The following is an 11,287-nucleotide window of genomic DNA, read 5'->3' as shown; positions in this document are numbered from 1 at the left end:
GCGAAACGCAGGCCGTCGTCCATTGCGATCGGAGCAATCAGGGTAACAACCATTTTGATGTTGTCGCCCGGCATTACCATCTCTACGCCTTCCGGCAGTTCGATGGTACCGGTCACGTCGGTAGTACGGAAGTAGAACTGCGGACGGTAGCCTTTGAAGAACGGGGTATGACGACCACCTTCTTCTTTGGACAGTACGTACACTTCAGATTCGAACTTGGTGTGCGGCTTGATAGAACCCGGCTTGGCCAGTACCTGACCACGCTCTACGTCTTCACGCTTAACACCACGCAGCAGCGCGCCGATGTTCTCGCCTGCACGACCTTCGTCCAGCAGCTTACGGAACATTTCAACACCGGTACAGGTGGTAGAAACGGTATCTTTGATACCAACGATTTCTACGGTCTCACCTACTTTAACGATACCGCGCTCTACACGACCGGTAACTACAGTACCACGGCCAGCGATAGAGAATACGTCTTCGATAGGCATCAGGAACGGCTGGTCAATCGCGCGCTCCGGCTCCGGAATGTAGGTATCCAGGTGGCCAGCCAGCTCGATGATCTTCTCTTCCCACTGAGCGTCGCCTTCCAGCGCTTTCAGCGCGGAACCACGAACTACCGGCAGGTCATCACCCGGGAAGTCGTACTCGGTCAGCAGTTCACGAACTTCCATCTCTACCAGTTCGAGCAGCTCTTCGTCATCAACCATGTCACACTTGTTCATGAACACGATCATGTACGGGATACCAACCTGACGACCCAGCAGGATGTGCTCACGAGTCTGCGGCATCGGGCCGTCAGTCGCTGCTACTACCAGGATCGCGCCGTCCATCTGGGCAGCACCGGTGATCATGTTTTTAACGTAGTCGGCGTGACCCGGGCAATCTACGTGGGCGTAGTGACGGGTGGCGGTGTCGTATTCTACGTGGGAGGTGTTGATGGTGATACCACGCTCACGCTCTTCCGGTGCCTTGTCGATCTGGTCGAAGGCGAAAGCTTTACCACCGAAGTGCTTGGCCAGCACGTTGGTGATAGCTGCAGTCAGGGTGGTTTTACCGTGGTCAACGTGGCCGATGGTGCCGACGTTTACGTGCGGTTTATTACGCTCAAATTTTTCTTTAGACACGACGTAGTCCTTCTAGGTTAAACCCGCCTACCGTCGTAGGCGGGGAATCTTAAATTACTTGGATTTGCGCTCTTCGATCACGGCTTGTGCAACGTTGGTCGGTGCATCGTGATACTTGGCGAATTCCATGGCGTAGGAAGCACGACCCTGGGTAGCGGAACGCAGTGCAGTTGCATAACCGAACATTTCGGCCAGCGGCACCAGAGCACGTACGATCTTGCCGGACGGGCCATCTTCCATACCTTCGATCAGGCCACGACGACGGTTCAGGTCACCGATAACGTCGCCCATGTAATCTTCCGGAGTTTCAACTTCTACTTTCATGATCGGTTCGAGCAGAACCGGGTTGGCTTTCATGAAGCCAGCCTTAAAGGCCATGGAAGCAGCGATTTTGAACGCCAGTTCGGAAGAGTCGACATCGTGGTAAGAACCGAAGTGCAGACGCACACCCAGATCCATAACCGGGTAACCAGCCAGCGGACCAGATTTGAGCTGCTCACGGATACCTTTATCAACACCCGGGATGAATTCACCAGGAATGACACCACCTTTGATGTCGTTGACGAATTCGTAGGCTTTGCCTTCTTCCAGCGGGTACATGTCGATAACAACATGACCGTACTGACCGCGACCACCAGACTGCTTGGCATGCTTGCCTTCGATGTCTTTAACGGTGGTACGGATGGTTTCACGGTAGGCAACCTGCGGCTTACCTACGTTGGCTTCAACCTTGAACTCGCGACGCATACGGTCAACGATGATGTCCAGGTGCAGCTCACCCATACCAGCGATGATGGTTTGACCTGACTCTTCGTCAGTCCATACGCGGAAGGACGGATCTTCCTGAGCCAGACGGCCCAGTGCCAGACCCATCTTCTCTTGGTCAGCCTTGGTTTTCGGCTCAACCGCGATAGAAATTACCGGCTCCGGGAATTCCATACGCTCGAGGATGATCGGTGCGTTCGGGTCACACAGGGTGTCACCAGTGGTCACGTCTTTCAGACCGATGGCAGCAGCGATGTCACCAGCGCGTACTTCTTTGATCTCTTCACGCTTGTTGGCATGCATCTGAACGATACGGCCAAAACGCTCGCGCTTGTCCTTGACGGAGTTCAGCACGGTGTCACCGGAGTTGATCACGCCAGAGTAGACACGGAAGAAGGTCAGGTTACCAACGAACGGGTCGGTAGCGATCTTGAACGCCAGAGCAGAGAACGGCTCGTCATCGGAAGCGTGACGCTCGTCTTTGGTCTCGCCGTCCATTTTCAGACCGTCGATAGCAGCAACGTCGGTCGGAGCCGGCAGGTACTCGATCACGGCATCCAGCATTGCCTGTACGCCCTTGTTCTTGAACGCGGAGCCACAGGTTACCAGGATGATTTCGTTGTTCAGCACGCGCTGACGCAGAGCACCTTTGATCTCTTCCTCGGTCAGCTCTTCGCCGCCCAGGTATTTTTCCATCAGGTCTTCAGACGCTTCAGCAGCGGCTTCAACCAGATTCATGCGCATTTCTTGCGCCTGTTCCAGCAACTCGGCCGGGACGTCTTCGTAATCGAAGGATACGCCCTGATCAGCTTCATTCCAGTTGATGGCTTTCATCTTGACCAGGTCAACAACGCCCTTGAAGTTCTCTTCAGAGCCGATGTTCAGCTGAAGGGGAACCGGAGTACCTTTCAGACGGGTCTTGATGTGCTCAACGCAGCGCAGGAAGTTGGCGCCGGTACGGTCCATCTTGTTGACGAACGCGATACGGGGAACCTTGTACTTGTTAGCCTGACGCCATACGGTTTCAGACTGTGGCTGTACGCCACCTACGGCACAGTACACCATCACGGCACCGTCCAGAACACGCATTGAACGCTCTACTTCGATAGTAAAGTCAACGTGGCCCGGGGTATCGATGATGTTGATACGGTGCGGTTGGAACTGTTTACCCATACCGGACCAGAAAGCGGTGGTCGCGGCGGAGGTGATGGTGATACCACGCTCTTGTTCCTGTTCCATCCAGTCCATGGTGGCAGCGCCATCGTGAACTTCACCGATTGTGACTTACACCGGTGTAAAACAGTACGCGCTCGGTAGTAGTAGTCTTACCGGCGTCAATGTGAGCGGAGATACCGATGTTACGATAACGCTCAATGGGGGTTGTACGAGCCATTGTCATCCTCTTACTAAGGCGCTTGTCCCTAGATAATTAAAGGTGCGCAGAGTCAAAAGACCCTGCGCAAGCGGATTACCAGCGGAAGTGAGCGAAGGCTTTGTTCGCTTCAGCCATACGGTGAACGTCTTCACGTTTCTTGACAGACGAACCCTTATTGTCAGCGGCATCCAGCAGCTCGCCAGCCAGACGCTGAGCCATTGATTTTTCACCACGTTTACGAGCGGCATCAACCAACCAGCGCATTGCCAGGGCATTGCGACGTACCGGACGAACTTCTACCGGCACCTGATAGGTTGCACCACCGACGCGACGAGATTTAACCTCGACCGCCGGACGAATGTTATCCAGAGCTTCTTCGAATACGGCCAGGTGCTCTTTGCCAGATTTGGTGGCAATGATGTCCAGGGCGCCATAAACAATGGCTTCTGCAACAGATTTCTTACCGTCAACCATTACTACGTTGACAAATTTAGCCAGCAGCTCTGATCCGAACTTGGGATCTGGCAGGATTTTACGCTGACCAACAACACGACGTCTTGGCATTTCAAATTCTCCGTAACTTCAGGGATTACCCAAAACTAGAAAGCTATCTAACTAGAAACGAATTAACGTTTGGCCTTACTTAACGGAGAACCATTAAGCTTTAGGACGCTTCACGCCATACTTGGAGCGAGCCTGCTTACGGTCTTTAACACCGGCACAGTCCAACGCACCACGAACGGTGTGATAACGAACACCTGGCAAGTCTTTTACACGACCGCCACGGATCAGAACAACAGAGTGCTCTTGCAGGTTGTGACCTTCACCACCGATGTAGGAGGTGACTTCGAAGCCGTTGGTCAGACGTACACGGCACACTTTACGCAGTGCAGAGTTAGGCTTCTTCGGGGTGGTGGTATATACACGAGTGCATACGCCACGCTTCTGAGGGCACGCTTCCAGCGCCGGCACGTTGCTTTTCACAACGAGCTTGATGCGTGGCTTGCGAACCAACTGGTTAATAGTTGCCATCAAAAGGCTCCTGATAATGACTTCATAAACGTGTGGAAAATCCTCCCCGCAGATACGGGGACGCGAAATTTTATGCCCTGTTGTCTGGGGAGTCAAGATTTATACAATTTGCGTCACAAAAGGGCAATTCGGATCCGTTTAATTTCACGACATCACCTTGAATTTTCTTGAAAATATGCTTCTCAGCCACCCCAGGTGCGCGGGGAACCTTTTTGCGCAATCAGTGCCACCAGACCCGCCATATCGAGCACATTGCCCACCCGATGCTGCAAACCGCGAGCTTGCAGATCTTCCTGCATCACATAAAGCGGGATACCCGCCAGCCGCGCGCTCCACTGGGGAGCCGATGCCGCAATCACGGCATCCTGCATCAGTACCAGCTCATCCTCGGGCTGAAGGTATGAGAGCGCCTCTGCCAGAGCCTGACTCTGAAAGGGGGAGTTCAATATCAGATGCAACATGGAGACCTCAAAAGCTGATGTGAGTCGAACACTGTGCCCAGCGCCGAGCCAGTTCCTGGCGCGGCAGACTCTCAACAGGGATCAGCAGATCATCCACTGTTACGCCACGCTCTGCCAGCGAGTCAGCACAAACATAGACCTCTTCAATGTCGTAGAGTTCCAGCATTTTGAAGGTGGGCGCGTAGTGGCGCTGCAAAATGGCGGCAGGCTGCTGCTCCTTGAGCAGTTGCAGCACACCGTCCCCAATCAGGAAGAGGGCCAGCTCATCGGTCATGGCCGAGGTGGCCAACAAGGCATCCAGTCCTTCCCGGCCGGCGGCATGGCCATGGGGGCCACGACTGCAGATAAAGGCGATTTTCTTGCTCATGACTCCCCCTAGAACTGAACCAACCGATCGGCGGTGAGCGCAGCATCGGCCAACTGGCCCAGACCGCTCAGGCAAAATGGCGCTTGCAGATTGAAGTGCACCTGCCCTGCCCCCTTGGCCTCCTGCTCATCGAGCACACCGCGCCGCATGGCGGCGGCGACACATACGTCGATACGGATCCCCTGCTCTTCTGCCAGCTCTCGCCACAGACGCACCAGGTCAGTCTCATCGGATGCAGGCAGATGCAGACCGTTGCCGTTGCAGACCCCATCCTGATAGAAGAACAAGTGGGACAAGGTATGCCCCTGTGCCAACAGTGTGCGGGCAAAACGATAGGCTGTGCTGGCCGATTGGGTGCCATAGGCGGGCCCCGTGACCAGGATGGCAAAACTCAGACTCATTGCAGGACTCCTGTGCTGACCCGGTCCATTTTACGCCAAAAACAAAAAAGCCCCTGCCAGGAGGGGCTTGATTCGATCTGTTGATCAGAGATGGGCAATCGCCTCAACTTCGACCAGCACATCTTTCGGCAGACGGGCCACCTCTACGCAGGAGCGAGCTGGCGCCGCATCGCCAAAGTAGCGGGCATAGACCTGATTGAAGGCAACGAAGTTGTTCATGTCGCTCAGGAAGCAGGTGGTTTTAACCACTTTGCTGGCATCGGCACCGGCAGCGTGCAACACGGCAACCAGATTCTTCATCACCCGCTCGGCCTGCTCTTCGATGCCGCCAGCCACGATCTCCATGGTGGCAGGATCGAGCGGGATCTGCCCGGAGGTGAAGATCATCTCGCCAACCTTGGTAGCCTGAACATACGGACCAATCGCGGCAGGCGCCTTGTCGGTTGCAATCACTTCTTTAGCCATTCATCTATCCCCTTCTGGAATGAGTTACTCGTTCTCGTCTTCACCCTGCTTGCGCTGTCGGATGTAAAGATAAACGGTATGTTTTGAAATATTGAGTTTGTCCGCCACCAGATTGATCGAATCCTTGATGTCGAAAATGCCCTTCTCGAACAGCTGGGTCACGATGAAGCGGTTCTTGGCATTGTTGGCCACGGTGGGATCGCGGTTGATCTCGTCGATGGTGTTGTCCACCGTCTGGGCAACCAGCTCTTCCACGCTATTGGCGAAGGTCTCTGGTGACTGGCGCGCCGCCTGCTGGGGCGTCGGGAAAAATTCGGCCACGAACTCGTGGAAAGGCGCATTGATGTGCAGGTTGATGCAGATAAGTCCCACTACTTGCCGCTCGCTGTTGCGAATGGCGATGGTGCTCGACTTCATCAGCGCACCGGTACGGCTGCGAGCGAAATAGCTCTGGGTGTAATCTTGGCCGGTGCTCTCGATGTCCTTGAGCATGCGCAGGGCGAGATCGGTGATGGGCGCCCCGAGGGTACGTCCGGTATTGAAGCCGTTGGCGATCTTGATCACCGACTCGTGCAGATTTTCCAGGGAGTGGAGTACCACTTCACAATGCTTGCCGAACAGCTCGGCCAAGCCATCGATGAGCCCATCGTATGAGCGCAACAATTCCCTGTCTTCATCTGTAAAAGTGCGGCTGATCAGCTGTTCTTCGGGAAGCATGGCTTCCTCGATACCGACAGTCATGTTCTACCCCTGTAATAACCATTCAACTTTCCCGAGTTTTAAATTGCAGGGGAGTAAAGTCAACTTTTTTTGATTTTTTACTCTACAACTTTGCTCTGGATCATCCTGAAACCCGCGCTGCGTCTACCTTTGCCGAGGAATTGGCCAACAAAAAGGGCTCCTTGAAGGAGCCCTTTTCAATCACGGATGACGAGTTACTCTTCGTCGAAGCTACCGGCTGCGTTCAGCAGATCCGCCAGGTTCTGCTCCGCTTCATCAGCGGTCACCTGCGGGGTGCCAACAGCACGAGCTGCAGCAGCACGCTGGTTGATCCGGCTGTGGTGGTAGGCAAAGCCGGTACCAGCCGGGATCAGACGACCCACGATGACGTTCTCTTTCAGACCACGCAGTTCATCACGCTTGCCACCTACGGCGGCTTCGGTCAGAACGCGAGTTGTTTCCTGGAAGGAAGCCGCGGAGATGAAGGACTCGGTGCTCAGAGATGCCTTGGTAATACCCATCAGTACATGACGGTAGGTCGCAGGGGTCTTGCCCTCGGCAACCAGCTTACGGTTGGCAATCTTCACACGAGCAACTTCAACCTGTTCACCTTCGATAAGATCGGTATCGCCAGCGCTCAGGATCTCGCACTTGCGCAGCATCTGACGAACGATGACTTCGATGTGCTTGTCGTTGATCTTAACGCCTTGCAGACGGTAAACGTCCTGCACTTCGTTGGCGATGTAGTTGGCGACCGGGCTGATACCGCGCAGACGCAGGATGTCGTGAGCAGACTCAGGACCGTCCGCCAGCACTTCACCCTTCTCAACTTTTTCACCTTCGAACACGTTCAGGTTACGCCACTTCGGAATCATCTCTTCATAGACGTTGCCACCATCGGTCGGGGTGATAACCAGACGGCGTTTGCCCTTGGTCTCTTTCCCGAAGGAGATGGTACCGGAGATCTCGGCCAGAATTGCCGGTTCCTTCGGTTGACGTGCTTCGAACAGATCCGCAACGCGCGGCAGACCACCGGTGATGTCCTTGGTACCACCGGACTCTTGCGGGATACGCGCTACCGCGTCACCCACGCCCACGTTGGCACCATCTTCCAGGTTCACGATCGCCTTGCCCGGCAGGAAGTACTGGGCGGCTACATCGGTACCCGGGATCATCACGTCTTTGCCGTTCAGGTCGACCAGTTTAACGGTCGGACGCATCTCTTTACCGGCGCTCGGACGCTCGTTGACGTCCAGAACAACGATAGAAGAGAGACCGGTCAGCTCGTCGGTCTGACGAGTGATGGTCACGCCATCGATCATGTGTTCGAACTGCAGGCGACCTGCCACTTCGGTGATGATCGGGTGGGTGTGCGGATCCCAGTTGGCAACGGTCTCGCCAGCGCTCACGGCCTGGCCGTCCTTCACTTCCAGCACGGAACCGTAAGGCAGCTTGTGGCTTTCCTTGGTACGGCCCATGTCGTCCATGATGGTCAGTTCGGTAGAACGTGAGGTGATAACCAGTTTGTCATCGCTGTTGTGAACGAACTTGGCGTTCTGCAGCTTGATGGTACCTGTGTTCTTGACCTGGATGCTGCTTTCAGCAGCGGCACGAGATGCAGCACCACCGATGTGGAACGTACGCATCGTCAGCTGGGTACCCGGTTCACCGATGGACTGGGCGGCGATAACACCGACAGCCTCACCCTTGTTAACCAGGTGACCACGGGCCAGATCACGGCCGTAGCAGTGAGCACAGTTACCGAAGTCAGTTTCACAGGTGATGGCAGAACGTACCTTCACACGGTCAACGGAGTTACGCTCCAGCAGGTCACACAGCTGCTCGTCGAGCAGGGTGTTGCGAGCAACCAGGATTTCGTCCTCGGTACCCGGCTTGATGACATCTTCTGCCACCACACGACCCAGCACGCGCTCACGCAGCGGCTCGACCACGTCGCCACCCTCGATCAGCGGAGTCATCCACAGACCGTCGGTAGTGCCGCAATCGTCCTCGGTGATCACCATGTCTTGCGCCACGTCTACCAGACGACGAGTCAGGTAACCGGAGTTCGCAGTCTTCAGTGCGGTATCCGCCAGACCCTTACGAGCACCGTGGGTAGAGATAAAGTACTGCAGTACGTTCAGACCTTCGCGGAAGTTCGCGATGATCGGGGTCTCGATGATGGAGCCATCCGGCTTGGCCATCAGGCCACGCATACCGGCCAGCTGACGGATCTGGGCGGCGGAACCACGCGCACCAGAGTCGGCCATCATAAAGATGCTGTTGAACGAGGCCTGCTCTTCTTCTTCACCCAGCGAGTTGACGTTACGCTCTTTGGACAAGTTCTCCATCATGGCCTTGGAAACGCGCTCGTTGGCGCTGGCCCAGATATCGATAACCTTGTTGTAACGCTCGCCCGCAGTTACCAGACCTGACAGGAACTGGTCCTGGATCTCGGCAACTTCGGCTTCGGCTGCTGCGATGATGTCTTTCTTGGCATCCGGGATGACCATGTCATCGATACCAACGGAAGCACCGGACAGGGCCGCGTAGTGGAAACCGGTATACATCAGCTGGTCAGCGAAGATAACGGTGTCCTTCAGGCCCTGCTTGCGATAGCAGGTGTTCAGCAGACGGGAGATGAGCTTTTTGCCCAGCGCCTTGTTGGATACGCACTTGATCCAGTTCTGCGGATTGGCATCCAGATCAGCCTGTTCGGCAGCAGTCAGCACCTTCGGCTCGTCGATCAGGGCGTATTCCATACCTTTCGGCAGGATCAGGCTCAGGATCGCACGACCAACGGTGGTGTTCTTCATCTCGGTGTGTTCACGCAGAGAACCGTCTTCCTGACGCAGGTATTCGGTAATGCGTACTTTCACACGAGCATGCAGATCGGCCAGACCGGCGCGATATACTTTCTCGGCTTCTTTCGGGCCGGCCAGCACCATACCTTCGCCTTTGGCGTTGATACGGGCACGGGTCATGTAGTACAGACCCAAGACCACGTCCTGAGAAGGAACGATGATCGGCTCACCGGAGGCAGGCGACAGGATGTTGTTGGTAGACATCATCAGCGCACGCGCTTCCAGCTGGGCTTCCAGGGTCAGCGGTACGTGGACCGCCATCTGGTCACCATCGAAGTCCGCGTTATACGCAGCACAAACCAGCGGGTGCAGCTGGATTGCCTTACCTTCGACCAGAGTCGGTTCGAATGCCTGGATACCCAGACGGTGCAGAGTCGGTGCACGGTTCAGCAGAACCGGGTGTTCGCGGATCACTTCGTCCAGGATATCCCAAACGACAGCTTCCTCGCGCTCCACCATCTTCTTGGCGGCCTTGATAGTGGTCGCCAGACCGCGGGTTTCCAGCTTGCCATAGATGAACGGCTTGAACAGTTCCAGCGCCATCTTCTTCGGCAGACCGCACTGATGCAGACGCAGAGTCGGGCCTACGGTGATAACGGAACGACCGGAGTAGTCGACACGCTTACCGAGCAGGTTCTGACGGAAACGACCCTGCTTACCCTTGATCATGTCGGCCAGGGATTTCAGCGGGCGCTTGTTGGAACCGGTGATGGCACGACCGCGACGGCCGTTATCCAGCAGGGCATCGACGGACTCTTGCAGCATACGCTTTTCGTTGCGCACGATGATGTCCGGAGCAGCCAGATCCAGCAGACGCTTCAAGCGGTTGTTACGGTTGATCACGCGACGGTACAGATCGTTCAGATCGGAAGTCGCGAAACGGCCGCCGTCCAGCGGTACCAGCGGACGCAGGTCCGGCGGCAGCACAGGCAGCACTGTCATGATCATCCACTCCGGCTTGTTGCCGGACTGCAGGAAAGCTTCCATCAGCTTCAGACGCTTGGTGGTCTTCTTGCGCTTGGTCTCGGAGTTGGTTTGATCCAGCTCCTCACGCATGGTTTTGACTTCACCTTCCAGATCGATAGCGCGCAGCAATGCCAGGATTGCTTCGGCACCCATCTTGGCGTCAAATTCGTCGCCCCACTCTTCCAGCGCATCCAGGTACTGCTCTTCAGAGAGCATCTGGCTGCGTTCGAGGTTGGTCATGCCCGGCTCGATTACCACGAAAGATTCGAAGTAGAGCACGCGCTCGATATCGCGCAGGGTCATGTCCAGCAGCAGACCGATACGGGACGGCAGGGACTTCAGGAACCAGATGTGGGCAGTCGGGCTGGCCAGCTCGATGTGGCCCATACGCTCACGACGGACCTTGGTCTGGGTCACTTCAACGCCGCACTTCTCACAGATCACACCACGGTGTTTCAGGCGCTTGTACTTGCCGCACAGACACTCGTAGTCCTTCACCGGTCCGAAGATACGGGCGCAGAACAGACCATCACGCTCCGGCTTGAAAGTCCGGTAGTTGATGGTCTCAGGCTTTTTGACCTCACCGAATGACCAGGAGCGGATCATGTCAGGAGAGGCCAGACCGATCTTGATACTGTCAAACTCTTCGGTCTTGGTCTGAGCCTTCAAAAACTTGAGTAAGTCTTTCACGTGTTTCCCCTGTCAGGAGTCTAACCTCGGCGCCCCGGCTGCCAAAACAGCGGG

General features: G+C 55.7%; 9 protein-coding genes and 1 pseudogene (1 of these 10 running past the window's edge). All 10 read right to left on the bottom strand.

The window, feature by feature from the left end:
- Positions 1-1,127: the 5' portion of an elongation factor Tu gene (gene tuf / locus ACTG2O_RS04975; RefSeq protein ID WP_005339879.1), read on the bottom strand. 58 nt of this gene lie to the left of the window's left edge; only the first 1,127 of its 1,185 coding nucleotides appear in the window; it begins with the start codon at positions 1,125-1,127; the stop codon falls past the left edge of the window.
- 54 nt (positions 1,128-1,181) lie between these two features.
- Positions 1,182-3,285, bottom strand: a pseudogene (gene fusA / locus ACTG2O_RS04970) (elongation factor G).
- A 75-nt stretch (positions 3,286-3,360) separates the two neighbouring features.
- Positions 3,361-3,831, bottom strand: coding sequence for a 30S ribosomal protein S7 (rpsG, locus tag ACTG2O_RS04965; RefSeq protein WP_005339911.1), 471 nt, complete (start codon positions 3,829-3,831; stop codon positions 3,361-3,363).
- Between the two features lie 93 nt (positions 3,832-3,924).
- Positions 3,925-4,299, bottom strand: coding sequence for a 30S ribosomal protein S12 (gene rpsL / locus ACTG2O_RS04960; RefSeq protein WP_005306278.1), 375 nt, complete (start codon positions 4,297-4,299; stop codon positions 3,925-3,927).
- Positions 4,300-4,481: 182 nt separating this feature from the next.
- Entirely contained in the window at positions 4,482-4,760 is a 279-nt protein-coding gene (gene tusB, locus ACTG2O_RS04955; protein ID WP_005339909.1) for a sulfurtransferase complex subunit TusB, read from the bottom strand.
- A gap of 7 nt (positions 4,761-4,767) precedes the next feature.
- Positions 4,768-5,127, bottom strand: a complete 360-nt coding sequence (gene tusC, locus ACTG2O_RS04950) for a sulfurtransferase complex subunit TusC (RefSeq protein ID WP_005341830.1) — start codon at positions 5,125-5,127, stop codon at positions 4,768-4,770.
- 8 nt (positions 5,128-5,135) lie between these two features.
- On the bottom strand, positions 5,136-5,528 hold the full coding sequence (gene tusD / locus ACTG2O_RS04945; protein WP_019446598.1) for a sulfurtransferase complex subunit TusD: 393 nt from the start codon (positions 5,526-5,528) through the stop codon (positions 5,136-5,138).
- 84 nt (positions 5,529-5,612) lie between these two features.
- Positions 5,613-5,993, bottom strand: coding sequence for a RidA family protein (locus ACTG2O_RS04940; RefSeq protein ID WP_005339904.1), 381 nt, complete (start codon positions 5,991-5,993; stop codon positions 5,613-5,615).
- Positions 5,994-6,017: 24 nt separating this feature from the next.
- Positions 6,018-6,734 carry a helix-turn-helix transcriptional regulator gene (locus tag ACTG2O_RS04935; RefSeq protein WP_005339902.1) on the bottom strand — a complete coding sequence of 239 codons (717 nt, stop codon included), beginning with the start codon at positions 6,732-6,734 and terminating at the stop codon, positions 6,018-6,020.
- A gap of 194 nt (positions 6,735-6,928) precedes the next feature.
- Positions 6,929-11,233: a DNA-directed RNA polymerase subunit beta' gene (rpoC, locus tag ACTG2O_RS04930; protein WP_005339899.1), complete on the bottom strand. Its 4,305-nt coding sequence runs from the start codon at positions 11,231-11,233 to the stop codon at positions 6,929-6,931.
- Positions 11,234-11,287 lie beyond the last annotated feature (54 nt).

Source organism: Aeromonas sp. 61P, assembly GCF_051919545.1.
GTDB classification, from domain to species: domain Bacteria; phylum Pseudomonadota; class Gammaproteobacteria; order Enterobacterales; family Aeromonadaceae; genus Aeromonas; species Aeromonas veronii.
This window is presented reverse-complemented; position numbering and strand designations above follow the sequence as displayed.